The sequence below is a fragment of the Ruegeria sp. D3 genome (assembly GCF_056534465.1).
Window position 1 is genome coordinate 59,953 of sequence record NZ_JBQFPK010000001.1, and the last position, 24,028, is coordinate 83,980.

The 24,028-nt window shown below is 59.3% G+C and carries 20 protein-coding genes; 11 read left to right on the top strand and 9 right to left on the bottom strand.

The annotated features are described in order from the left end of the window. Positions 1–130 precede the first annotated feature (130 nt). From ACR0DX_RS00290 to ACR0DX_RS00305, 4 genes are all read right to left on the bottom strand, one after another. Positions 131–1,384, bottom strand: a complete 1,254-nt coding sequence (locus ACR0DX_RS00290; protein ID WP_170354316.1) for a DsbA family protein — start codon at positions 1,382–1,384, stop codon at positions 131–133. Positions 1,385–1,463: 79 nt separating this feature from the next. After that, positions 1,464–2,933: a carboxypeptidase M32 gene (locus tag ACR0DX_RS00295; protein WP_480844825.1), complete on the bottom strand. Its 1,470-nt coding sequence runs from the start codon at positions 2,931–2,933 to the stop codon at positions 1,464–1,466. A 1-nt stretch (position 2,934) separates the two neighbouring features. Continuing rightward, positions 2,935–4,080, bottom strand: coding sequence for a heme A synthase (gene ctaA, locus ACR0DX_RS00300; RefSeq protein WP_480844827.1), 1,146 nt, complete (start codon positions 4,078–4,080; stop codon positions 2,935–2,937). A gap of 59 nt (positions 4,081–4,139) precedes the next feature. Then, the gene (locus ACR0DX_RS00305; RefSeq protein WP_170354319.1) at positions 4,140–4,883 is read right to left on the bottom strand and encodes an RNA methyltransferase; all 744 of its coding nucleotides are present in this window, start codon (positions 4,881–4,883) and stop codon (positions 4,140–4,142) included. 153 nt (positions 4,884–5,036) lie between these two features. Here ACR0DX_RS00305 and ACR0DX_RS00310 point away from each other — a divergent pair, with 153 nt between their 5' ends. From ACR0DX_RS00310 to ACR0DX_RS00325, 4 genes are all read left to right on the top strand, one after another. Further along, complete coding sequence (locus tag ACR0DX_RS00310; protein ID WP_170354320.1) at positions 5,037–5,654, top strand: thiamine phosphate synthase; 618 nt, start codon at positions 5,037–5,039, stop codon at positions 5,652–5,654. Between the two features lie 45 nt (positions 5,655–5,699). Beyond that, positions 5,700–6,593 (top strand): PfkB family carbohydrate kinase, encoded by an 894-nt coding sequence (locus ACR0DX_RS00315; RefSeq protein ID WP_170354321.1) that lies wholly within the window; start codon positions 5,700–5,702, stop codon positions 6,591–6,593. Then, positions 6,590–7,495, top strand: a complete 906-nt coding sequence (locus tag ACR0DX_RS00320; RefSeq protein ID WP_170354322.1) for a pseudouridine-5'-phosphate glycosidase — start codon at positions 6,590–6,592, stop codon at positions 7,493–7,495. Before ACR0DX_RS00315 ends, ACR0DX_RS00320 begins: the two co-directional genes overlap by 4 nt. 63 nt (positions 7,496–7,558) lie before the next feature. Further along, positions 7,559–8,236, top strand: coding sequence for a DUF502 domain-containing protein (locus ACR0DX_RS00325; RefSeq protein ID WP_170354323.1), 678 nt, complete (start codon positions 7,559–7,561; stop codon positions 8,234–8,236). On the opposite strand, the gene ACR0DX_RS00330 is transcribed toward ACR0DX_RS00325, so the two are convergent. Next, positions 8,237–9,262: a patatin-like phospholipase family protein gene (locus tag ACR0DX_RS00330; protein WP_170354324.1), complete on the bottom strand. Its 1,026-nt coding sequence runs from the start codon at positions 9,260–9,262 to the stop codon at positions 8,237–8,239. A gap of 15 nt (positions 9,263–9,277) precedes the next feature. Further along, the gene (locus ACR0DX_RS00335; RefSeq protein WP_170354325.1) at positions 9,278–10,051 is read right to left on the bottom strand and encodes a 3-hydroxybutyrate dehydrogenase; all 774 of its coding nucleotides are present in this window, start codon (positions 10,049–10,051) and stop codon (positions 9,278–9,280) included. Between the two features lie 292 nt (positions 10,052–10,343). On the opposite strand from ACR0DX_RS00335, the gene ACR0DX_RS00340 reads away from it, so the two are divergent. Both ACR0DX_RS00340 and ACR0DX_RS00345 read left to right on the top strand, forming a co-directional pair. After that, on the top strand, positions 10,344–12,158 hold the full coding sequence (locus ACR0DX_RS00340; RefSeq protein WP_170354326.1) for an extracellular solute-binding protein: 1,815 nt from the start codon (positions 10,344–10,346) through the stop codon (positions 12,156–12,158). Positions 12,159–12,626: 468 nt separating this feature from the next. After that, positions 12,627–12,863 (top strand): hypothetical protein, encoded by a 237-nt coding sequence (locus ACR0DX_RS00345; protein WP_170354327.1) that lies wholly within the window; start codon positions 12,627–12,629, stop codon positions 12,861–12,863. On the opposite strand, the gene ACR0DX_RS00350 is transcribed toward ACR0DX_RS00345, so the two are convergent. Next, positions 12,852–13,475: a helix-turn-helix domain-containing protein gene (locus ACR0DX_RS00350; RefSeq protein ID WP_170354328.1), complete on the bottom strand. Its 624-nt coding sequence runs from the start codon at positions 13,473–13,475 to the stop codon at positions 12,852–12,854. The two genes, ACR0DX_RS00345 and ACR0DX_RS00350, sit on opposite strands and share 12 nt — an antisense overlap. 65 nt (positions 13,476–13,540) lie before the next feature. Between ACR0DX_RS00350 and ACR0DX_RS00355 the strand changes: the two genes are divergently transcribed. The 4 genes from ACR0DX_RS00355 (at position 13,541) to ACR0DX_RS00370 (ending at position 18,713) form a co-directional block, all read left to right on the top strand. Next, the gene (locus ACR0DX_RS00355) at positions 13,541–15,058 is read left to right on the top strand and encodes a class I adenylate-forming enzyme family protein (RefSeq protein ID WP_480844833.1); all 1,518 of its coding nucleotides are present in this window, start codon (positions 13,541–13,543) and stop codon (positions 15,056–15,058) included. Then, positions 15,055–15,714, top strand: a complete 660-nt coding sequence (locus tag ACR0DX_RS00360) for a DsbA family oxidoreductase (protein WP_170354330.1) — start codon at positions 15,055–15,057, stop codon at positions 15,712–15,714. The genes ACR0DX_RS00355 and ACR0DX_RS00360 overlap by 4 nt, the downstream gene beginning before the upstream one ends. 75 nt (positions 15,715–15,789) lie before the next feature. Next, positions 15,790–16,998: a multidrug effflux MFS transporter gene (locus ACR0DX_RS00365; RefSeq protein ID WP_170354331.1), complete on the top strand. Its 1,209-nt coding sequence runs from the start codon at positions 15,790–15,792 to the stop codon at positions 16,996–16,998. Positions 16,999–17,054: 56 nt separating this feature from the next. Continuing rightward, the gene (locus ACR0DX_RS00370) at positions 17,055–18,713 is read left to right on the top strand and encodes a tetratricopeptide repeat protein (protein WP_480844835.1); all 1,659 of its coding nucleotides are present in this window, start codon (positions 17,055–17,057) and stop codon (positions 18,711–18,713) included. Between the two features lie 136 nt (positions 18,714–18,849). Here ACR0DX_RS00370 and mfd read toward each other — a convergent pair whose 3' ends face one another. Both mfd and ACR0DX_RS00380 read right to left on the bottom strand, forming a co-directional pair. Next, positions 18,850–22,308: a transcription-repair coupling factor gene (mfd, locus tag ACR0DX_RS00375; protein WP_170354333.1), complete on the bottom strand. Its 3,459-nt coding sequence runs from the start codon at positions 22,306–22,308 to the stop codon at positions 18,850–18,852. A gap of 21 nt (positions 22,309–22,329) precedes the next feature. Beyond that, positions 22,330–22,854, bottom strand: a complete 525-nt coding sequence (locus ACR0DX_RS00380) for a component of SufBCD complex (protein WP_170354334.1) — start codon at positions 22,852–22,854, stop codon at positions 22,330–22,332. A gap of 120 nt (positions 22,855–22,974) precedes the next feature. On the opposite strand from ACR0DX_RS00380, the gene hemB reads away from it, so the two are divergent. Further along, positions 22,975–23,973, top strand: coding sequence for a porphobilinogen synthase (gene hemB / locus ACR0DX_RS00385; protein ID WP_170354335.1), 999 nt, complete (start codon positions 22,975–22,977; stop codon positions 23,971–23,973). Positions 23,974–24,028: the final 55 nt, after the last annotated feature.

Here is a 24,028-nt window from a genome sequence, read left to right on the forward strand (position 1 = left end):
TGAATGAGAAACTTGGTGTTGTGGCTGAATGTGCTGAGGAATTACCTCAACTTGGAAACGCTTGGGGGCGGCCTGCGCGATCATGTTCTGGGCAATTTACAGCGTCTTTCCAATCCGTTCGGCCGTGAAACTAAGCCTTGCCACGCAACAGGTCTGCCAGAACCCAAAGCCGATCCTGGCCCCATACGCTTTGACCCGCGAGGTGAAAACTAGGAACCCCCCAAAGACCTATTTGCTGCAGTCTGGCCTGGTTGGCTTCAACCCTGTCGCGCCAGTGTGAGGATTCAATCTGCCCCCTCGCCGCGTTCCAATCCAGGCCGGCAGCCGTGACAATATAGGCCAGCCCAGCATCGGTGCTGGCATCCATCCCCTTGGACCAGACCGCCGTCATGAAGGACGAGCAATATTCGGCCAGCCGCCCGTGGGCCTCGGCATGGTCCAACAAAGCGTATCCACGTTCGACCCCCGCACCCAACGGGTCGCTGATGCGTCCAAACGGGATGCCCAGCCGTCGCGCCTCGCGGGCGCAATCCTTGAGAATGTATGACGATTTGGCACTCGGAACCGGAAGCCCCCGCATCAGCATCGGCAACACGGGTCGAAGGATCAGTTTCGCATTCGATCGGGCCGTCAAATCCCGGACGCGATCAAATGCGAGGTAGGAATAAGGGCTGCGGAAAGAAAAGAAGAACTCCAGTTCCTGTCCCGCAGCATCGAGCGTGGGTTCGCTGATCTCGGGCACGATAAACGGGTTTGCTTGCCCCAGCCCAAGCGTCTCAAGCCGAGTTTCCAAATAGGAGAGCCGGTCTGGCCCCCAATAGCATTCACCACCATAGGAAACCGTACCACCCAGGTAATGCCCCGCGGCCTGCAACGCCCGATCGCCATCTGCACGCGCGTGTATCGGATCGGCCTGCGGCCCATCGGGTATGTCCTTGGCTGACCAAAGCATTTGGCTAATCTGCGAAGCCGCTTTGACAAAATCCGCCCCGTTCAGCTCGGCTGCAAGCCGCCGCTCGGCCAGATCAAATACGGGACCTTCCGGCGAAATATTTCCCGGCGCATTCAAACCCAATCGTTTTGCCCATCTAACAGAATCCAGCAGAACGTTGTGCCGATATTGTTCTGGCGCAGGCAGGATATCTGATGTCGGGCGAGACATGAGATGCGGTTCGATCCGCACGTCATATTTGTCGCGAAGTTGGCCAAGAAGTTGCACACTCAGGTGACAATAAGGATCGCTCACGTCGTGGAAGTATTGAACGACATGAGGTGTGCCGCTTAGCCGTCGACGTGTTTCCCGCACCGTTCGGCGTGCGCTTTGCAATCCCTCGCTTGTCAGGACGACGGCAGCGTGCGATTTGACCTTATTTCTGAACGACATGCGCTCCTCCCAGAACATATCCGGGATAGTTTATCGGTTGAGGCGGTAATTCCCATGCCTCAACACAAGAACGTGAGGATTACAGCGCGTAAAGCTGGCCGAATTTGGCTTCGAGATAGTCCAGCAAAGGACCGGCCTCGGGCTCGATCCCGCTGGCGCGTTGTATGGTTTCGCGTGGGGCATACAGCCCACCGTGGCGTTGCAGGTTCTCGCGCAGCCAACCGGTCGCGGCGGACGCGTCGCCCTGCGCCAATTGCGCGTCCAGATCGGGCAGCGACGCGCGCAGAGCCTCATACAGACACCCGGCATAGACATTGCCCAGCGAATAGGTCGGGAAATAGCCAAACAGCCCCACCGACCAATGCACATCCTGCAAACACCCGTTCGAAGGCTTGTCGACCGCATAGCCAAAATCGGCCTTGAAACGGTCATTCCACGCGGCTTCCAGATCGCTGACCTGCAGGTCTCCGGCCATCAAGGCGCGTTCCAGATCAAAGCGCAGCATGATATGCAGGTTATATTGCACCTCATCGGCTTCGGTCCGGATATAGCCGTTATGGACACCATTGACGGTTGCATAGAATGCGTCGGCGTCGCTGATCCCGAAATCGCCAAACGCCGCTGTCATCTGATCGAATAGCCAGCCGGTAAAGGCGCGGGAGCGGCCCAACTGGTTTTCATAAATCCGGCTTTGGCTTTCATGCACACCCATCGACACCCCACTGCCCAGCGGGGTCAGCGCATAAGCTTGGTCGATGCCTTGCTCATAAGCGGCATGGCCGACCTCATGAATAGTCGAGTAGAAGCAGTTGAACGGGTCGGTTTCGCTGGTGCGGGTTGTGATGCGCACATCCAACCCACTGCCCGAGCTGAACGGATGCACCGCCTTGTCCACGCGGCCCGTGTTCAGATCATAGCCAAAAGTGGTCGCCAGTTTCTGCGACAGGCGCATCTGGGTCAGTTCGTCAAAAGTGCCGGTCAGGGCTTGCGGCGCGGGGCGATCCAGAACAGCGGCGCGCAGGGCCACCAGGCGCGGGCGCATCTGGTCGAATATCTCGGCAATTTGAGTGCCCGTGGTGTAGGGTTCATAATCTTCGACCATGGCGTCATAAACATCACCGCCTCGCGCTAGCGCCGCGCCCTCTTCACGTTTCAGGGCAACGACCTCATGCAGCACGAGCAGGAACGTGGCCACGTCTTCGTCCGCACGGGCCTGCGCCCACGTGCCCTGCGCAGCGGATGTGACACGCGCAATCGCCTTGGCCAAATCAGCGGGAACTTTGACCGTGCGCTCATAGGATCGGCGGATTTCTCGGATCTGCGCCTTGCCAGCTTCATCTTGCGGGTCGGCCTGATCCAGCCATTCAGCCACGCGCGGGTCGGATCGGCGCGCGTGCAGGACCGCTTCGATGGCGGCCATTTCCTCGGCCCGTTGCGGGGCGGCCCCGCGCGGCATCACGGTTTCCTGATCCCAGCCCAGCCGCCCGGCAATCTGCCCCAAAGCCGAGGTTTCCCGTTGAAAGGCCATCAGGTCGTCAAAGGCGGTCATGTCACGCTCCGCGGATCGAGGTTGCGATTGGGTAAGCGGTCAGGAAACGCGCGCGCAGGATCAGGGTCCAGACGACCACGGCCATGAACTGATGGAAGATAGCGATCTGCCACGGCGCGGCATAAACCACGGTCACAATCCCAATCACCACTTGCAGGGCCAGCGCTGCAAAGGCCGCGTTGAAGGCAAACCGTGTTTGCGGATGCGCGCTGGTGCCGCCGCGCCGCCAGACGATGACGCCGAAGATCAGCAGCAGATAGCCCGCACAGCGGTGAATAAACTGCACCAGACCGGGGCTTTCGAAAAAGTTGCGCCACATCGGCTCCAGCATCAAAGCATCGGGCGGCAAAAGCTGCCCGCCGATCAACGGCCAGTCGGTGTAGGACCGCCCCGCATCGATCCCGGCGACCAGTGCACCGATCAGAATTTGCAGGAAGGCGAAATGCATCAGGCCGGTCGAGAGAGAGAACAGTTTCGCTTCTTTCGCGCGGCGCGCCTGCATCAGGTCACGCTCCTCGCGACCCAGCTCTAAGATGTACCACGCCAGGAACCCAAGAATCACAAAGGCCAGCCCCAGATGAGTGGCCAGGCGATAGCTGGCGACGGCAGTCATACCCTCGCCCTGCGTCACGCCCGAGGCGACCATCCACCAGCCGACGGCACCCTGAACTCCGCCCAGAACACCGGGGATCAACAGCTTGCCCGTCCAGCCAGTCGGGATTTTCCGCGCGGCCAAAAAGCCAAAGAACCCGATTGCCCAGACCAGACCAATCACGCGACCCAACTGGCGGTGGCCCCATTCCCACCAGTAGATGAATTTGAAATCGTCCAGCTCCATCCACTGGTTCTGGATGCGCCACTGGTCGATTTCCTTGTACTTGTCGAACTCGGATTGCCAGTCGGCCTCGGACATCGGTGGGACGGCCCCGGTGATCGGACGCCACTCGGTGATCGACAACCCGCTATCGGTCAGGCGCGTCAGGCCACCCACAGCGATCATCACCACGACCAGCGCAAACAGCATCATCAGCCACGCCCGGATCGCCTTGCGCGCGCCGCCACGGCCACGGTCGATCATACCGGGCTGAACCGCCTCTTGTTTCTGGTCGCCCGAGACCTCTTCGAAGATGCTGCGCTTGCCGCTCATGCTGTCCTCATGTCCTTGTTTCGTCGCACGCTAGGGTGAAGCGGAAGATAGGTCCAGCCTTAGCCCTTGTCCTTCCAGCGGACCATCTGCCGCATGATCCCGTGCAGCATCTGCACATCCGCCCGCGTCATCCGCATACGCGACCACAGGTTGCGCAGGTTGGTCTTCATCCCTTCGGCCTTTTCGGGCGGGTAAAAGAACCCCGCCTCGTCCAGCCGGTCTTCGTAGTGTTCAACCAGCTTTTCAACCTCGATCCCTGTCGCCCAATCGCCCTTGCCCAAATCAGTGGCCTCATGCACCACATCGGCGCTTTGGCGCATCCACTCATAGGCGGTCAGCAGCACACATTGCCCGAGGTTAAGCGAGGCATATTCGGGGTTCACCGGGACCGAGATGATGGCGTTTGCCTTGGCGATATCCTCATTCTCAAGCCCCGCGCGCTCGGGGCCAAATAGCACGGCGACTTTTTCACCCGCTGCGACCTTTTCGGCGGCGATCTGCATGGCCCGCTCGGGACTGTAGACCGGCTTGGTCAACCCGCGCTGACGCGCCGTGGTAGCGAACACAAAGGTGCTGTCGGCCAAAGCCCCGGCCAGATCATCAAACAGCTGCGCCTCATCCAACAACCGCCCCGCCCCGCTGGACATCGCCACAGCCTTGGGGTTCGGCCAGCCATCACGTGGCGCAACAATCCGCATCCTATCCAACCCGAAATTCCACATCGCCCGTGCGGCGGCGCCTATGTTTTCCCCCATCTGAGGACGCACGAGCACAAAGGAAGGCTGGGATTTGTCGCTGGGCATGGCTGTCTCCGAAAGTTCCGCCTGCTGTAATCGGCACATTAGCGCAGGGCAAGCCGTCCGGGAGGCCAAATGCGCCAATATCCGGCATAAAAGTTTGCTTCCCCGGCCCAATCCGCTAAACCGCGCCAAAGACTGAAAGCGAAGGACGCGCCAATGGACACCCCCGAGCAGCCGCAGATTTACCTGATCACCCCGCCCACGATCACCCTGAGCACCTTCCCCGAGCAGTTGGGCCGCGTGCTGGACAGTTCTGACATCGCCTGTATCCGCCTCGCCTTGGCGGGTAGCGACGAAGACACTATCGCCCGCGCCGCCGATGCCTGCCGCGAGGTCGCCCATGCGCGGGATGTGGCGATCGTGATCTCGAACCACGTGCTGCTGGCGCAGCGGCTGGGGCTGGACGGGGTGCATCTGGATGACGGTGCGCGATCCGTCCGGGCAGCACGTAAAGAACTGGGCGCGGATGCCATCGTCGGCAGCTTTTGCGCAGCCTCCAGCCATGATGGTATGACCGCGGGCGAGAACGGCGCGGATTACGTCGCATTTGGCCCGGTTGGCGCATCGGCCTTGGGCGATGGCACAATCGCAGAAAAAGACCTGTTCCAGTGGTGGTCCGAGATGATCGAAGTGCCGGTTGTGGCCGAAGGCGGCCTAACCCCAGACCTGATCCGCGCGCTGTCGCCGCATACCGATTTCTTCGGCATCGGCGATGAGATCTGGTCGCAGGACGATCCGGTTGCCGCGCTGAAAGCCCTGACCGACGCGATGTGAGCGTTAACCCTTGCACCCGCCGTGACGCTGCGGCATGACACCGGCATGACTCAGACTAGCGAAATCCTGTGTATCGGTTCGGTCCTTTGGGACGTGATCGGGCGATCTGCCAGCGCCATGCGGCAGGGGTCAGACGTGCCGGGGCGGATCACCCGCCTGCCCGGCGGCGTGGCCATGAATATCGCCATGACGCTGGTGCGGTTCGGTATGACACCCACCCTGCTCACTGCCATTGGCCGCGATCCTGAAGGCGACGAACTGGTCAATGCCTGCGCGCGGCTGGGCATGGTCACGGATCACGTCTACCGCTCGCAGGATTTGCCGACCGACCGCTATATGGCGGTCGAAGGGGCCAACGGGCTGATCGCCGCCATTGCGGATGCCCATTCGTTAGAGGCCGCAGGGGCCAAAATCCTGCGCCCGCTGATGCACGGACCGTTGGGCTACGAGAACACACCGTTCGAAGGCCCCATCGCATTGGATGGCAACCTGACGCTAACTTTGCTGGAAGAAATCGCCCAAAGCCCGGCCTTCGCAAAAGCCGATCTGCGCGTTGCCCCTGCCTCACCCGGTAAGGCCGAGCGCCTGTTGCCCTTCCTCAAACACGCCCGCGCGACGCTCTACGTGAACCTCGAAGAGGCAGGGCTCCTGTGTCAGCGTGAGTTCACCGATTCCGAATCCGCTGCCAAAGGTCTGCTGGATCGCGGCGCGCTGCGGGTGCTGGTCACGGATGGCGGCAACTCGGCCACCGTGGGCACCGCAGACGAGATTCTGACCCAAACACCCCCGTCCGTTCTGGTGACACGCGTGACCGGCGCGGGTGACACTTTCATGGCGGCGCATATCGCGTCCGAGGCCGCAGGGGCCGCCCCCGACGCTGCCCTGACCCGTGCCTTGCACGCCGCCGCCACTTACGTTTCTGGAGAAACCCCACTGTGATCGACATCCACTACTCGGCCGAGGTCCGCGCCGCCAAAGACGCAGGCCAGCCCATCGTTGCGCTGGAAAGCACCATCATAACCCACGGGATGCCCTACCCTCAGAACATCGAGGTCGCGGCACAGGTGGAACAGGATATCCGCGACGCAGGTGCGGTTCCGGCAACGATTGCAGTCATCGACGGCGTGCTGAACGTCGGGCTGGAAGCGGATCAGCTCAAAGCGCTTGGTCAGGCGCAAAGTGTCGCCAAAATCTCGCGCGCGGACATGGCGGCCTGCATCTCGACCGGCGGGACCGGAGCCACCACCGTCGCCGCGACAATGATCGCTGCGCATTACGCTGGAATTCAGGTCTTTGCCACCGGCGGGATCGGCGGCGTGCATCAAGGGGCCGAAACCTCATTCGATATTTCAGCGGACCTGCATGAGTTGGCTCAAACCCCTGTGACTGTTGTGGCCGCCGGTGCAAAAGCCATACTCGATCTGGCCAAAACGCTTGAGGTTCTTGAAACGCTGGGCGTTCCGGTCATCTCGCATGGACAGGACGAATTCCCTGCCTTCTGGTCCGCCAAATCCCCGTATGCGGCACCATTGCGCATGGACACAGCCGAAGCTATCGCCAAGGCCCACGCCACCCGCCGCGCCCTCGGGCTTCCCGGTGGGCAACTTGTGGCCAACCCGATCCCCAACGCAGATCAAATCCCGGCCGAGGAATTGGCCCCAATCATCGCCTCGGCCCAAGCAGACGCCGACGCGCATCGGATCACAGGCAAAGGCGTCACCCCTTACCTGTTGCAGCGCATCTACGAACAGACCGAGGGGCGTTCGCTGACCGCAAACATCGCATTGGTCAGAAATAACGCAAAATTGGCCGCTGGAATCGCACGCGCCCTGTCCGAGTGAGCAAAGCTATTGTACCAAGGCCCCGGACTGCTTAACTAAATCGGCAAATCACTCAGGACCGCAATGAACACGCCCTTTGACGAAGAACCTCACCGCCGACCGGGCCTGTTTTCCCGGCTGCGCGCGTCATTCTTGACGGGCATCGTTGTCATTGCGCCGGTTTGGCTGACCATCTGGCTGATCTGGTCCGTCGTGGGCTGGATCGACAGCGCGGTCCTGCCGCTGATCCCGCAGAAATTCCAGCCATCCGAATATGTGGGGGTCAACCTGCGCGGCGTGGGCGTGGTGATCTTCCTGATCTTCACGGTTCTGGTCGGCTGGATCGCCAAAGGCATTCTGGGCCGCTCGCTGATCCATTTCGCCGAAAGCCTTGTGAACCGGATGCCTGTGGTGCGCTCGGTCTATTCAGGGATCAAGCAGATTTCAGAGACGGTCTTTGCCCAGACTGAACGCTCGTTCGAGAAAGCCTGCCTGATCCAATATCCCCGCCGGGGCATCTGGGCGATTGGCTTCGTCTCGACCACGGCCCGGGGCGAGGTCAACGACCGGGCCGAGACCGGCGGCAACTTGCTGAGCATTTTTGTCCCAACCACGCCTAACCCGACCTCGGGCTTTTTGCTGTTCTTCCCCGAAGAGGATGTGATCCTGTTGGACATGTCAATCGAGGACGCTGCCAAACTGGTGATCTCGGCCGGGCTGGTTTATCCGAATGATAAAGACCCGACCCAGCCGCCAGAGTGATCAGCTAAACATTTCGGGCAGGTTTACAGTACTTTTCTGACCCAGATCACCCTTGTGATCGGTCAGAAAACGATCAGCTGCCCTGCGCCCGGCCTCTTTCAATTTGTGCAGGATCACCGGGTTCGGCACCGTCTTGGTCGCCACCGACAGATCGTTCATCAAATCGTCATCGGCAATCATATGCACCAACACGCGGCTCATCTCACCCGCCTGCAGCTTGCCCTCGGCCAGCAGGCGCTGCACGAAACTGATCGCGCGCAGCTCTCGGAAAAGGGATGAGTTGAAGCTGATCTCATTGACCCGGTTCTGGATTTGCTGTGGGGTCTTGGGCACCTCGTCGCGCTCCAGCGGGTTGATATTCACGATCACTACGTCATCTGGCAGGTCTTTATTGAACAAAGGATACAGCGCCGGGTTGCCGGTGTATCCCCCATCCCAATAGGCTTCGGTCCGGCCTGATTTGGGATCAAAGATTTCAACCGCCTGAAACAGCGTCGGCAAACAGGCCGAGGCCAAAATCGCGTCGGTTGAAATCTCATCCCCCGTAAAAACACGAATCTTGCCGCTGCGCACGCAGGTCGCGCAAACGTGCAGGCGCGGGCCTTCATCCGCACAGACCTGATCGAAATTGAATCGGTCGACCACCGGCTCCAGCGGATTGCGGTAGAACGGGCCGTAGGCATAGGGCGAAACCAGCCGCGACCACGCATCGCCCACGGAAAAGGGCAGCGAATATTCCATCGCCTGCGCGACCTGAGCGGGTTCAATCGCTTGCATCCAGTTGGCCAACCGCATGTCGCCCACAGCGCCCATCCGCTCCCATAGTCCGTTCAGGTTGGCACGCGCCCCGTCGCGCCCATCACGCACCATGCCAGACTTGAACGCCGCCCCGTTCAGCGCCCCGGCCGAGGTTCCGGTGATCGCCGCAACCTCGATATCCTCTTCATCCAGAATCCGATCCAACACGCCCCAGGTAAACGCCCCGTGCGCGCCACCGCCTTGCAAAGCCAGATTGATGCGTTTCACCGAAAAACTCCTGACTCAGAGCGCGGTCCAGCCGCCATCCACAGAAATCGTCGTCCCCGTGATCTGCGCCGCCGCGTCCGAGCATAGGAATTGCACCGTTCCGCCAAGCTGTTCGACCGTCGCAAACTCTTTGGATGGCTGGCGCTGCAACATGACGTTTTTGATGACGTCCTCTCGGCTCATGTTGTATTCCTTCATCGTATCAGGGATTTGCGCCTCGACCAGAGGCGTCAGCACATAGCCCGGACAGACAGCGTTGCAGGTGATCGGCTCCTGCGCCGTCTCCAAGGCAACCGTCTTGGTCATACCCACAACCCCATGCTTGGCCGCCACATAGGCCGCTTTGAAAGGCGAGGCCGTCAGGCCATGAGCCGAGGCGATATTGACCACACGCCCCCACCCGGCCTGCCGCATCATCGGCAGCGCCGCAGCAGTTGTATGAAAGGCCGAGTTCATATTGATCGCGATGATTGCGTCCCACTTGTCGACCGGGAACTGATCAATCGGCGCGACGTGCTGAATACCGGCATTGTTGACCAGAATATCGCAGGCCCCGGCATGCTCGATCAGGGCGCGGCACTCATCACCTTTGGACATATCAGCTTGAATGTAGCGCGCCTTTGTACCGGTCTCTTTTGAAATCTCTTCGGCTAGGGCATGGTCTTCATCCCTGTCGGTGAACGAGTTCAAGACCACATTCGCCCCGGCCTTGGCCAGCTCGCGCGCGATGCCAAGTCCGATACCAGAATTCGACCCCGTGATAATCGCCGTTTTTCCCGTCAGGCTCATGCCGCCTCTCCCTTGCAAATCACTTTGGGCGCACAGTGCCATGCTGCACCTGCAAAGGGAACGGGAAACATCGAAGCTTAGTTTCAGACATGCATACCGCCCAAAAAAAACGCCCGCACGAAGCGGGCGTTAAGTTATTGAGGCAGGTTTCATACAGGCAAGAAACCTATCGAGCAGTGCACCCTTTATAAGCAATTCCACGCCTTCGTCCAAGCTAAAAGTTTGATAATAAGAAAAATCATCGGTACGATGAATCCCAACAAAATAAGGCCAGAGCAGGATTGTTTCCAAAATGAGCCCCGATTTTCTTCGTCCCGTTCGCCTTGTGATCACGGGAATCACCATTGTTTTTGCCGCTGCGTCAGGCAATGCAGAATCGGCCCATGGCATAGCTATGTACGGCGACCCGGCACTACCACCGGATTTTGTGTCTTTGCCCTATGCAAATCCAGACGCGCCCAAAGGCGGCAAAGTCGTTTTCGGGAATACCGGCGGCTATAACAGTTTGAACCCGTTTGTGCAAAAAGGGACCTCCCCTTGGCAATTGCGATTTTGGACCCATGAAAGCCTGATGGGACGTTCTTGGGACGAACCTTTCACTCTTTACGGGTTGTTAGCCGAATCAGTCGACACTGCGCCGGACCGCTCTTGGGTCGAATTTACGCTGCGCGAAGACGCTCGCTTCTCGGATGGAACATCGGTCACGATAGACGATGTCATCTGGTCGTATGAGATATTGGGAACTGAAGGTCATCTGCGCTATCGCGGCTTGTGGGGCAAAATAGACAGTATCGAACAGACCGGCCCCCGCTCTGTCAGGATCACCTTCAATGAACCCGATCGCGAATTGGCCCTGATCGCCGGTCTGAGACCTATCCTTCAAAAAGCGCAGTGGGAGGGAAAGGATTTCGCGAATGCCCCGTTGCAAGACATTCCCCTAGGTACCGGACCGTATTTGGTCGACAGCTATGAGGCTGGCCGCTACGTGAACCTGCGTCGCAATCCAGATTACTGGGGGGCAGATATTCCCTTCCGCCGCGGCACGATGAACTTGGATGAAATACGGATTGAGTTCTATGGCGACGGGACCGTCCTGTTCGAAGCCTTCAAGGCCGGAGAACTGACGGCCGTTCGCGAGTTCAACGCGGACAAGTGGGACACGCAATATACATTCCCAGCAATTCAGCGTGGAGATGTCATCAAGACCGAGATCCCCCACGGCAAGCCCTCAGGAATGACAGGGTTTGTGATAAATACACGCAAGGCGCCGTTTGACGATTGGCGTGTACGCGAGGCATTGATGCTGGCGTTCAACTTCGAGTTCATCAACGACACAATCACTGGCGGCGCCCAACCAAGGATCACTTCATATTTCTCAGGCTCGGAATTGGCCATGCAACCCGGCGCGGCGACGGGGCGGGTTGAGGAGCTTTTGCTGCAATTCGAGGAGGATTTGCTGCCAGGCACCCTTGAAGGGTATTCCCTTCCCGAAGGCGACGGATCCGCGCGCAACAGGGCCAATATCCGCAAAGCATCCCAATTGCTTGCCGAAGCTGGGTGGACCATTCAAAATGGAATGCTGCGCAACGCGGAAGGTAAGCCATTCACACTTAACGTCCTCTTGCAACAAGGCGACAGCGAGGGTGAGACCGCAATCGAAATCTATTCCCGCGCACTGGAACGCCTTGGGGTTCAGGTCAACATCGAACAAGTCGACAGCGCTCAGTTCACTGGACGAACTGGCGATCTGGATTTCGACATGACCTTCTTCCGCCGAGCGCTGTCGTTGTCGCCCGGCAATGAACAACGCTTGTACTGGGGTAGTGACAATGCCGACTCGCAAGGAACACGCAACCTGATGGGGGTGGCGTCACCTGCTGTCGACGGGTTGATAGACGCTATGCTGGCATCAGAAAGTCGCGAGGACTTCGTAGCCGCCACACGGGCGTTGGATCGGGTTCTGACCGCTGGCCGTTATGTCATTCCAATTTGGAACTTCGATGTCGGGCGTATTGCGCATGCCAAAGAGTTGAAGCAGCCAGAGGTCCTGCCAATCTACGGCGACGGGCCGGAGTACATGCCTCAGGTTTGGTGGTACGAGCCCTAGCGGCTTTCAACTCTGGCACCTGAAGGTCAGAAAAGGCCCTCGGCGGAAATCAGCACAAACTGCAACATTCCCTACATGGTGTGTGTTGCAGACTGCCAGCCACCAAAAGCTGCGTATGCCTTTGGTTTTCATCATATTTACGACAATCGCAGAAATACCTTTACGAAATACATCTTTGCGTTGTAGCCTTTTGACAGAGATACGCTTCGCGCGGCCATAATATTCATTTGTTTTTAATACCATAACGTTCCACCTGCCGCGCGGCGCACAACAATCACGGACCAGCCTCCACTCACTCCAAACACCGGTCCGTCGGCCCGTTGCGGTTTGCCTGCAACGGGCTTTTTTGTATTGCGCCCAAAGCACCCTAAGGGTGCGACATTTTGTCATGCGACCCGCGCAGCCCCCCCTTCGTAACCTATTGGAAGGCCGGGCAGCGATGGAACCTGAAAAACGGGATGCGAACAGATGTTGAACTGGACTGACCTGACGCAAGACTGGGATGCGATGTACGCGCGGGCAAAACGGCGTTTTCCGAACCTGCGCGAACAGGACAAGACGCAACTCAGCAAAGATCGCAAGGGATTTGAAGCCTATCTGGCCAAGCGCCACCACCTGACCGTAAATGAAGCTCGGGAAGAGCTGGAAGACTTCCTGTTCACCGAAGGACTGAACCGCGAGTTCAGCCGCGGGCTAGGCAAGTGACGTCACCCAAAGGATCATCGCGTCCTCATCACTGACAGATACGACGTTGTGCCCCATGCTGCCGTCGTAATAAGCGCTGTCGCCACGGCGCATTTCGACCGGTTCATAGAATTCCGTATACAGCCGCACGACCCCAGTCAGCACATACAGAAATTCTTCACCATCATGCCGCACCCAGCCGTCGAATTCATCCATTGACCGGGCACGAACGCGGGCGCGGTAAGGGAGCATCTGCTTCTTTGTCAGCGTTTCGGCCAGCAACTCATGCTCATAGGTCGTGGTCGGGTGTGCCGCGCCCTCGCCCATCCGCGTGACTGACATCCGCCCGATCACCTGTTCGCGCTGCGGAGGCGTGAACAGCTGAGGCACTGAAATCTCCAACCCGACAGCCAGTTTTTTCAGAGCGTCATAGGTAGGGGACATTTGCCCGTTCTCGATCTTGCTAAGCGTCGATCGCGCCAGCCCCGCCTGCGTGGCCGCCTGTTCCAGCGTCCAGCTGCGCGCCTTACGTAATTCACGCACACGGGCACCCAGGTCCAGCGGCTCTAGTTCCGTGTGTTCTCCGGTTTCGCGCGCGATGCGGATCAGCGATGTCTGGTCTTCTTTGCTCATGCGTCATTCTATAGGGGCAGGCTGTCCCGCTTGCAACGCGGCAGTCGTCACGTTAGCCAAGGCCCATGCTGTCTGTGTTTGATCAAGGCCCTCCCCCGCCCTGTCCCGCGCCCTTCAATCTGGCGGCCCATGTGTTGCGTCATGCAGATCGTCTGGCGGAAAAGACGGCCTTGTCCGTCATCGGCGGAGATGATCCTCAGGACTGGACCTATGCCGCGCTCAAACAGGCTATTCTGGGAACAGGGGCCGGGCTGCTTCAGGCCGGGTTGCATCCCGGCGATATCGCGTTGATGCGCCTTGGGAATACTGTTGATTTCCCCATCGCCTATCTTGGAGCAATCGCAGTTGGGATTGTACCCGTTCCAACTTCGTCGCAGCTGACTGCGCCCGAGACGGCGAAGATCATTCAAGATCTGAACCCCACCGCTGTGCTCCGAGACCCCTCGGTCGCATGCACGGATCACCCGATGCAGATCACCCTGCCAGACCTTGCCGTGATGCGGAACCTACCGCCCGCCGCGTTCCAGATGGGTGACCCCGAGCGTATGGCCTATGTGGTCTACACGTCTGGTACTTCCGGCAAACCGCGTGCCGTGGCGCATGCACAACGTGCGATCTGGGCGCGACAAATGATGGTCGATGGCTGGTATGGGCTGCGCGAGGATGACCGACTTTGTCATGCGGGTGCATTTAACTGGACCTACACCTTGGGCACGGGGCTAATGGACCCCTGGACCATCGGAGCGACCGCTTTGATCCCCGACCCCGGCACCGAGCTTACCGCACTGCCAAATGTGATACGCGACCACAGGGTCTCGATCTTTGCAGCCGCGCCGGGCGTATTCCGCAAGATTGTCGCATCGACTGGTACTTTGCATTTGCCCGAACTGCGCCACGGCTTATGCGCAGGCGAAAAGCTGTCGCCAATTTTGCACCAGCATTGGCTGCGCGCCACAGGGACTGAGCTGTTCGAAGCCTACGGAATGTCTGAATGCTCGACCTTCATCTCGTCCAGCCCCGACCATCCGGCACGGGGTGAGGCGCTGGGACAACCGCAACCCGGTCGCCGCGTGGCGATCCTGGGCCCGGATGGTCCGGTCCCGCAGGGTCAGGAAGGCACCATCGCCATTCACCGCGATGATCCGGGTTTGATGCTGACCTATCTGAACGCCCCGGACGAGGCACAGGCCCGGATGCAGGGTGACTGGTTTCTGACCGGCGATCAGGGCGCCATGGCCATAGACGGCCAGATCACCTATCTCGGGCGCGATGACGACATGATGAACGCGGGCGGCTATCGCGTGTCACCTGTCGAGGTTGAGGCCGTGTTGTCCCAACTTCCCGGCATCACACAGGTCGGCGCTGCCGCAGTCGAAGTCAAACAGGACACGTTCCTGATAGCAGCGTTCTACACCGGGCCGGAAAAGCTGGACGAGACGGTCCTGCGCACCTATGTGGAGGCCAACCTGGCGCGGTACAAACAACCTCGCGCCTTCATCCATCTGCCCGAGCTTCCGACTGGCGGCAACGGAAAACTCCTGCGCCGGGCGCTTCCGGCCTATTTCAAGGCGAGCCAACCATGACCCAGACCGTCAAGCTTGATATCATGTCCGATCCGATCTGCCCGTGGTGTTACATCGGCAAGACCCACCTGGACAAGGCATTGGCTGCGATCCCTGACCATCCGTTCGTTATCGAATGGCACCCTTTCCAACTGAACCCCGACATGCCCGATGCCGGTATGGACCGCCGCGAGTACCTCGAACGCAAGTTCGGTGGCAAAGAGGGCGCGGTGCGCGCTTATGCGCCGGTGGTGGAACACGCCGAAAACGCAGGTCTGAAAATCGACTTTGAAGGGATGAAGCGCACCCCCAACACGCTGGACGCACATCGCCTAATTCACTGGGCCGGGATCGAAGGCAAACAGACTCAGGCCGTGGATGCCCTGTTTGATGCCTATTTCGTACAGACCCGTGACATTGGCGACCACGAGGTTCTGGCCGATATCGCAGATACAATCGGCATGGACGCCGCTGTCGTTCTGAAACTGCTGAAGTCAGACGCGGACCGGGAAGATATCAGCAACCGCGACAGCCACTCACGCCAGATGGGAGTGAACTCGGTCCCCACCTTTATCGTGGCCAACCAGCATGCGGTTCCCGGTGCGCAACCGCCCGAGATGTGGGAACGTGTAATCGCTGACATCATGTCTCAACTTGAGGCTTCCTCTGCAAATTAGCACAGCCCCCTGTGCATCGACATGGCTGGCGCCCCCTGACCGTGCGTGATAGCGCGAACAGGTCAGGAGGGCCCAATGGCGCATCGTATGTCACGCGGAGAGTTTGTCGCGCTTGTCGCAATGATGTTTGCGACGATCGCCTTTTCCATCGACTCGATCCTGCCTGCATTGCCTGATATCGGCGCGCAGTTCAGCCCTGATGACATCAACAAGGCGCAACTGATCCTGACCTCGTTTGTGTTGGGGATGGGGATCGGCACATTCTTCACTGGCCCGTTGTCAGACGCGTTTGGCCGCAAACCTGTAATCTATGTGGGCTCGGCGCTTTACATTGTGTCTGCGGCGGTAGCTTGGGCCAGCTCATCGCTTGAGATGTTACTCATCGCCCGCATTTTTCAGGGAATGGGCTGTTCTGCCCCGCGCGTGGTTGCGATGGCCATCATCCGCGACCTCTATTCCGGGCGTGAAATGGCGCGCATCGTCTCTATCGCTATGATGATCTTTACTCTGGTCCCTGCAATTGCTCCGATGATGGGCGCTGGTGTCATCGCTTTGACGGGATGGCGCGGCATTTTCGTATGTTTCATGCTGTTTTCGCTAATCACCATCGTCTGGATGGGCCTACGCCTTTCCGAGTCTCTGACACCCGAGAACCGCCGCCCCCTGCGCTTTCCGCTGATGCTGGATGCGGCGCGTCAGATGTTTGCCCATACCTCGGTCCGTGTGTCGATTTTGGTTCAGACCCTGTGCCTTGGAATGCTGTTCACGATGCTGACAATGGTTCAGCAGGTCTATGGCGAGATCCACGACAGCGCCCATAGCTTCCCGTTTTGGTTTGGCTTCGTCGCGCTGATGTCCGGCTCGGCCAGCCTGTTGAATGCGGCGCTGGTGGTACGGTTGGGAATGCGGCGCATTGTGACCTGGGTATTGGGCGGTCAGATCCTTTTTACTTCATCTGTACTGCTGCTGAATTCATTCGACCTGTCGGCCAACCTCTCCTTCGCGCTGTTCGTCAGTTGGCAAACGGCGGTGTTTTTCATGGCCGGAATGACTATGGGTAACCTCAACGCCATCGCGATGGAGCCGATGGGCCACATCGCTGGCATGGCGGCCTCGGTCATCGGCGCGGTCTCAACTGTTCTGGCTGCCGTCATTGCCGGTTCGATCGGGTTGCTGTTCGATGGGTCAATTCTGCCGCTGGGCGCTGGCATTCTGACCATGAGCACACTGGGTTTCGTCCTGATGTTGCATATGGGGCGGATCGAAAACCGACTGCCTGCCTGATCTGTGCAAGACTTTGAAATCGCGCTAGGCTTCTCCCAACCCGAGGGGAGACTCCGATGAGCGAATATTACGATTTGGGCACATATTCCTGCCCGGTCACCACCACCTCACCCGAGGCACAGCTGTGGTTCGACCGAGGATTAAACTGGACCTACGGCTATAACCATGACGAAGCGGTCGTTTGCTTTCAAAAGGCCGCCGATGCCGACCCCGACTGTGCGATGGCTTATTGGGGGATCGCTTATGCGGCAGGGCCAAATTACAACCTGCCCTGGGATTTGCGCGATGATCGAGGGCAGAAAAAGGCGCTGGCGCTGGCCTATGACGCGACCCAGCAGGCGGTTGCTTTGGCAGACAGTGGGTCACCAGTCGAGCAAGCCCTGATCCACGCCCTGCCCGCGCGATATCCTCGGCGCAATCCGATCCCCGACATGCATGTCTGGGACCACAACTTCGCCGACGCTATGCGCCACGCTTTTGCCGCACAGCCCGATCATCTGGACCTGCGAACGATCTATGTCGAGGCGCTTCTGAACCTGACCCCCTGGCAAATGTGGGACTTGAAAACCGGCCATCCCGCCAAAGGTGCCGCCACGATCGAAGCGCAAAAGGCGTTAGAAGACGCCATGGCCAATGATCCCGCCGCCATGTCCCATCCCGGGCTTCTGCATCTCTATGTGCATCTTATGGAGATGTCTCCGACCCCCGAAAAAGCCCTGAAAGCGGGCGATGTCCTGCGCACCCTGGTCCCCGATGCGGGCCATCTGGTGCATATGCCCACCCATATAGACGTACTATGCGGCCACTATCACAATGTGGTTCATTGGAACGAAAAGGCCATCGAGGCCGACTTAAAGTATTATGAACGCGAAGGCGCGTTCAATATCTACACAGGCTACCGTCAGCACGACTACCACTTCGTCATCTACGGCGCGCTGTTTCTGGGGCAGATGGAACCTGCCCTGCGCGCCAATCAGGGCCTGTGGGACACCACACCCGAAGACATGCTGCGCATCGAAAGCCCGCCAATGGCCGACTACTTCGAAAGCTATATGTCCATGGGTCCCCATATCCTGATCCGCTTTGGTCGATGGGATGAGGCCAAGGCGCTGGAGCTGCCCTCGGACCCCGACTTATATCGCACTTTGACCGCGACCACGCATTACGCCCGCGCGATTGCCTATGCCGCGACCAGAGACGTGGCCGAGGCCGAAACCGAAGAACAACTCTTTCTATCAGCCAAATCCCGCGTCCCCGAAACTCGTCTGATGCACAACAACCGTGTTGTAGACCTGCTGGAGATCGCCCGAGAAATGCTGCGGGGTGAGATCGAATACCGAAAGGAAAACTACGACGCGGCCTATGCCCACCTGCGCCGCTCTGTCGAATTGGACGACAACCTGCCCTATGACGAGCCGTGGGGCTGGATGCAGCCCACCCGTCATGCGCTTGGCGCTCTTTTGTTCGAACAAGGCCACGTGATCGAAGCCGAGGCCGTCTATCGCGAAGACATTGGCCTTGGCGGCACACTCAGCCGCGCGTCGATCCACCCGGACAACGTCTGGAGCCTCAAGGGCCTACACGATTGCCTCAATGCGCGGAACGAAACGGTCGAAATGCAACAGATCAGACAACGGTTGGACCTTGCCTTGGCTCGGGCTGATCGGGCGGTCGCAGCCTCGTGTTTCTGCGCGCAGGCCGCGATGCAAAGCTAAATCGCGCTGACGCACGATGCCTCCGGCGGAGGTATTTTTAGCCAGATGAAGCTGGGATCCCTTGTTCATCTGGCCCGAAATACCTCGGAGGAGTCGCGCGGCACGCGCGGCGGGGGCAGCGCCCCCTGCACCGGCATCAGCCTGCTTTGGCCTTCTTTTTCTGGGCGATGACTTTCTCGGCCAGATCACGAGCGATGGCAAAAGCCCCTTTGATCTTGTCGCCGTCATTCTTCCAGTCGCGCCGCACAACGATCTTGTTGTCCTTTACCTTGGCCATGCCGCGCTGGTTTTGAATGAACTCAACCAGCCCCTGCGGAGACGCAAACTTGTCGTTGTGGAACTGAATGGTCGCGCCCTTCGGCCCCCCGTCCAGCTTGGCGATACCTGCGCGTTTGCACATGGCTTTGATGCGGACGACTAGCATCAGAGTGTTCACTTCTTTGGGCAGCTTGCCGAACCGGTCGATCAACTCGGCCGCAAAGCCCTCTAGCTCAACTTTTGTCGACAGCGAGGACAAGCGACGGTAAAGACCCAAACGCACATCCAGATCGGGTACGTAGTCTTCCGGGATCAGGACGGGAACGCCCAGATTGATCTGCGGCGCCCATTGGTCATCGCTGTCGGACAGCCCTTCCATCTCTCCGGATTTGATCTTGGCAATCGCCTCTTCCAGCATGGACTGGTAGAGTTCATAGCCCACGTCGCGCATCTGACCCGATTGCTCCTCGCCCAGCAGGTTGCCAGCGCCACGAATGTCCAGATCCTGTGAGGCCAGCGTGAACCCGGCCCCCAGCGTATCCAGCGAGCCCAGAACGCGCAGGCGTTTCTCGGCCGTGGCTGTCAGTTTCTTACGCGGTTTGGTCGTCAGGTAAGCATAGGCGCGGGTTTTTGAGCGCCCCACCCGGCCGCGAATTTGATAGAGTTGTGACAGGCCGAACATATCCGCCCGATGCACGACCATCGTGTTTGCGGTCGGAATATCCAGCCCGCTTTCCACAATCGTAGTCGCCAGCAGCACATCGTATTTACCGTCGTAGAAAGCGTTCATCCGGTCATCAAGTTCCCCCGCCGCCATCTGACCGTGCGCGACAACATAGGTCAGTTCAGGCAGTTGCTCTTTCAGGAACTCTTCGATCTCGGGCAGGTCCGAGATACGCGGGACAACGTAGAAACTCTGCCCGCCACGGTAATGTTCGCGCAGCAGGGCCTCTCGGATGGTGACCGCGTCGAACTCGCTGACATAGGTGCGGATGGCCAGGCGGTCGATGGGCGGCGTGCCTATGATCGACAGGTCGCGTACCCCGGTCAGAGACAGTTGCAAGGTGCGCGGGATCGGCGTGGCCGTTAGGGTCAGGACATGGATGTCGCTGCGCAGCTGTTTCAGGCGCTCTTTGTGGCCGACGCCGAAATGCTGCTCTTCGTCGATGATCAGCAGGCCCAGATTGTTGAAACGGATGCCCTTGGCCAGCAGCGCATGGGTGCCGATCACGATATCCACTGTGCCACGCGCCAGGCCATCGCGGGTTTGTTGCGCCTCTTTGGTCGAGACAAAGCGCGACAGTTGCCGAACTTCCAACGGGAAGCCTCGGAAGCGTTCTTTGAACGAGGCCGCGTGCTGGCGCGCCAGCAGCGTGGTCGGTGCGATCACCGCCACCTGCACGCCGGACATGGCGGCGACAAAGGCGGCGCGCATGGCGACCTCGGTCTTGCCAAAGCCCACGTCGCCGCAGATCAGGCGATCCATCGGCGCGCCGGAATGCATGTCTTCCATCACTTCCGAGATTGCTCGCAGTTGATCGTCGGTTTCCTGATAGGGGAAGCGGGCGCTGAACTCCTCCCAAGCGTGGGGCGGCGGGTCCATCACCGGCGCTTTGCGCAGCGCACGTTCGGCGGCTATGCGGATCAGCTTGTCCGCCATCTCGCGGATGCGCTCTTTCAGCTTGGCCTTTTTCGCCTGCCATGCGCCGCCGCCTAGACGGTCCAGCAGACCCTCGTCATGGCCGTATTTCGACAGCAACTCGATGTTTTCGACCGGTAGATACAATTTCGACTGTTCGGCGTATTCCAGCAGCAGGCATTCATGGGCGGCACCGGCGGCGGTGACGACCTCCATCCCCTGATAGCGGCCGATGCCGTGATCCACATGTACCACCAGATCACCGGGGGTCAGGGATTGGGTCTCGGTCAGGAAGTTCTCAGCCTTGCGGCGTTTCTTGGGCTGGCGGATCAGGCGATCGCCCAGCACGTCCTGTTCGGCGATGACTGTCAAATCGGGGGTCTCAAACCCATGCTCCAGCGCCCAGACGGCCAGATGTAAGCCCCGTTTGCCGACGCGGGTGCCATCGGTGACTGGGATCGCCTCGGCCAGACCTTCGTCTTCGATCAAACCGGTCAGACGTTCTCGGGCGCCTTCGGAATAAGACGCAATCAGCACCGGGCCTTTGGCCATCTTGTCGGTGATATGCGCGGCCAAAGCGCCAAACAGGCTGATGCTTTCCTGCTGCCGTTCGGGTGCAAAGTTGCGTCCGATCCGCCCGCCTGCGTCGATCACGCCCGGCCCGCTGGCCTTAGGTAAAGGGCTGAATTGCATCACCCGACGATCGCCGACCGCAGCCTCCCACGCGGCATCGTCCAGATAGAGCAGACCCGGCGGGGTCGGCTTGTAGACCGTGTCCATGCGGGATCGGTTGGCTAGTGCCAGTTTTCGGGTTTCATACTGATCGGCAATCGTATCCCACCGCGCCAGACGCGCGGGTGTGACCTGATCATCGACGGTGATCGATGCTTCGGGAAGGTAGTCGAACAGCGTCTCCAGTTTTTCGTGGAAGAAGGGCAGCCAGTGTTCGATGCCTTGATGTTTGCGCCCTGCGCTGACTGCCTCGTACAGGGGATCATCGGTGCCCGCCGCGCCGAACTCGATACGATAGTTCTGGCGGAAGCGCGTGATGGCGGCATCGTCCAGAATGACCTCGGACACCGGGGCCAGCTCCACCACCTCCAGCTTTTCGGTGGTGCGTTGCGAGGCGGGATCGAACCGGCGCGCGCCGTCCAGAACGTCTCCGAACAGGTCCAGCCGCACCGGGCCGGACTCGCCCGGAGGGAAGATGTCGATGATGCCGCCGCGAATGGCATAGTCGCCGGGTTCCATCACCGTGGGGCTTTGGGTGAAACCCATGCGGACAAGGAAGTTGCGCAGCGCGGCCTCATCCACGCGGTGATCGACGCGGGCGGTAAACGCGGCCTCGCGCAGAACCTCGCGCGCGGGCACGCGTTGGGTCGCTGCATTCAGCGTGGTCAGCAGCACAAACCGATCGGGCATCTGATGCACCAAGGCGGCCAGCGTTGCCACGCGGGCGGCGGCGATATCGGCATTGGGCGAGACGCGGTCATAGGGCAGACAATCCCAGCCCGGAAATACAAAGACCGGCATATCGGGCGCAAAGAACGCCAACGCGGCGCGCATCGCTTCAAGCCGTTTGTCATCACGCGCCACATGGCATACCGGTCCGCCCGAGCGGGTGATCTCATTCAGGACAAGCTGTGCGTCAAACCCTTCGGGGGCGCCGCCAACCGTGACATGGTTCGGAGCCTTCATCGCCTAACCTTTCCGAATTCTCTATCCCAGAACGCCGATGGAAAAGTTCTGATACATACCCCAGAGCGAGGTGATCAAGATCGAAATCATTCCGATAATCTGCGTATAAATCCTGCATCTGGTCAGTATTTTGGCAACCGGTTCAAGGCCAACCTCGGTTCGTTGCAACTTACGAGCCGCCGAGATGTTGATCAGCATGACCAAACCGACCGGAAACAACAACAAGAATACCGCCTGTGCAAGCTCAATCCCGTAATAAAAGCCAAGCGTAGCCAGACCTGTGAAAAAGAAACAGCCAAACGCCAGAATAACCAGTCCCGAAACCTCGACGATGTAAATCAGCCGATTAACGTTAATCCGAACGATATCCAACAGATCCTGCTCGGCCTGACCTCCGTTGCGACGGGCGCGCGAAACGAGATCAAACGGAACCCCCATCGCCCAGTGGCTAGCTGAAGACCAAAGCACCGCCAGCACGATCCAATACCACAGATTGGAAAAGCTGCGCATGTCAATGACTTCAAAGATCGAAGAGTATAAGTTCACGCATCGGCCCCTTGTTCACTGTCATCAGGGACCCTCTTCGCACCGGCGCGTCCATCGTTACCCTTGAGACTACGCGGAATTCATGCCACCCAATGCGGGAATATTCAAGGAGAGTGCGACATGAAGCCCACCATCGCCCCCTATCCCCAGACCCGCTTTCGCAGGGCCCGTCAATCGCCAGCCATACGCGGGTTGGTGCGCGAGAATACTCTGACCACGGATGATCTGATCTGGCCGGTCTTTGTCCGCGATGGAGAGGGTGTGGAAGAGCACGTGCCATCGATGCCCGGCGTCGTCCGCCGCTCGGTCGATTTGATCGCAAAGGCCGCTGTTGAGGCGCAGGCGCTTGGAATCCCGGCAATCTGCATCTTTCCTTACACCGATCCCGGCCTGAAAACCGAGGACTGTGCCGAAGCCTGGAACCCTGACAATCTGTCCAACCGGGCAATACGGGCCATCAAGGCAGCGGCGCCTGATATCGCAGTGATGACCGACGTGGCGCTGGACCCCTACAACATCAATGGCCATGACGGCTATGTCGTAGATGGCGAGATTGTGAATGACCAGACCGTCGAGGCATTGGTCAAAATGACACTCGCGCAGGCCGAATCCGGAGCAGACATCATCGGCCCTTCGGACATGATGGATGGTCGGATCGGAGCGATGCGTCAGTCCTTGGAATCGGCGGGGCACCATAATGTGATGATCCTGAGCTATGCTGCCAAATACGCCAGCGCCTTTTATGGTCCGTTCCGCGATGCGGTGGGTGCCTCAGGCGCGCTGACCGGGGACAAGAAGACCTACCAGATGGACCCGGCGAACTCGGACGAGGCCCTGCGGTTGATTGAACGCGACCTGACCGAAGGCGCGGATATGGTGATGATCAAACCCGGGATGCCCTATCTGGACATCTGCCGCCGAGTAAAAGACACCTTCGGGGCACCGACCTATGCCTATCAGGTCTCGGGTGAATACGCGATGGTTCAGGCCGCGGCGCAGAACGGTTGGATCGACGGGGAAAAAGTGATGCTGGAAAGCCTGCTTGCATTCAAACGCGCGGGCTGCGACGGCATACTGACTTATTTCGCACCCGCAGTCGCTAAGCTGTTGCAAGGTTAAAAGACATATTGTCGCGAATTTTCGCCGATTGTGATCGGTACGGGGCCAGCTTTCC

What these genes read in the sequence shown, in the direction of transcription:
- ACR0DX_RS00290 (WP_170354316.1), bottom strand. Translation starts at nt 1,384, where the DNA reads ATGTCGTTCAGAAATAAGGTCAAATCGCACGCTGCCGTCGTCCTGACA.
- ACR0DX_RS00295 (WP_480844825.1), bottom strand. Translation starts at nt 2,933, where the DNA reads ATGACCGCCTTTGACGACCTGATGGCCTTTCAACGGGAAACCTCGGCT.
- ctaA (WP_480844827.1), bottom strand. Translation starts at nt 4,080, where the DNA reads ATGAGCGGCAAGCGCAGCATCTTCGAAGAGGTCTCGGGCGACCAGAAA.
- ACR0DX_RS00305 (WP_170354319.1), bottom strand. Translation starts at nt 4,883, where the DNA reads ATGCCCAGCGACAAATCCCAGCCTTCCTTTGTGCTCGTGCGTCCTCAG.
- ACR0DX_RS00310 (WP_170354320.1), top strand. Translation starts at nt 5,037, where the DNA reads ATGGACACCCCCGAGCAGCCGCAGATTTACCTGATCACCCCGCCCACG.
- ACR0DX_RS00315 (WP_170354321.1), top strand. Translation starts at nt 5,700, where the DNA reads ATGACTCAGACTAGCGAAATCCTGTGTATCGGTTCGGTCCTTTGGGAC.
- ACR0DX_RS00325 (WP_170354323.1), top strand. Translation starts at nt 7,559, where the DNA reads ATGAACACGCCCTTTGACGAAGAACCTCACCGCCGACCGGGCCTGTTT.
- ACR0DX_RS00335 (WP_170354325.1), bottom strand. Translation starts at nt 10,051, where the DNA reads ATGAGCCTGACGGGAAAAACGGCGATTATCACGGGGTCGAATTCTGGT.
- ACR0DX_RS00340 (WP_170354326.1), top strand. Translation starts at nt 10,344, where the DNA reads ATGAGCCCCGATTTTCTTCGTCCCGTTCGCCTTGTGATCACGGGAATC.
- ACR0DX_RS00345 (WP_170354327.1), top strand. Translation starts at nt 12,627, where the DNA reads ATGTTGAACTGGACTGACCTGACGCAAGACTGGGATGCGATGTACGCG.
- ACR0DX_RS00350 (WP_170354328.1), bottom strand. Translation starts at nt 13,475, where the DNA reads ATGAGCAAAGAAGACCAGACATCGCTGATCCGCATCGCGCGCGAAACC.
- ACR0DX_RS00355 (WP_480844833.1), top strand. Translation starts at nt 13,541, where the DNA reads ATGCTGTCTGTGTTTGATCAAGGCCCTCCCCCGCCCTGTCCCGCGCCC.
- ACR0DX_RS00360 (WP_170354330.1), top strand. Translation starts at nt 15,055, where the DNA reads ATGACCCAGACCGTCAAGCTTGATATCATGTCCGATCCGATCTGCCCG.
- ACR0DX_RS00365 (WP_170354331.1), top strand. Translation starts at nt 15,790, where the DNA reads ATGGCGCATCGTATGTCACGCGGAGAGTTTGTCGCGCTTGTCGCAATG.
- ACR0DX_RS00370 (WP_480844835.1), top strand. Translation starts at nt 17,055, where the DNA reads ATGAGCGAATATTACGATTTGGGCACATATTCCTGCCCGGTCACCACC.
- mfd (WP_170354333.1), bottom strand. Translation starts at nt 22,308, where the DNA reads ATGAAGGCTCCGAACCATGTCACGGTTGGCGGCGCCCCCGAAGGGTTT.
- hemB (WP_170354335.1), top strand. Translation starts at nt 22,975, where the DNA reads ATGAAGCCCACCATCGCCCCCTATCCCCAGACCCGCTTTCGCAGGGCC.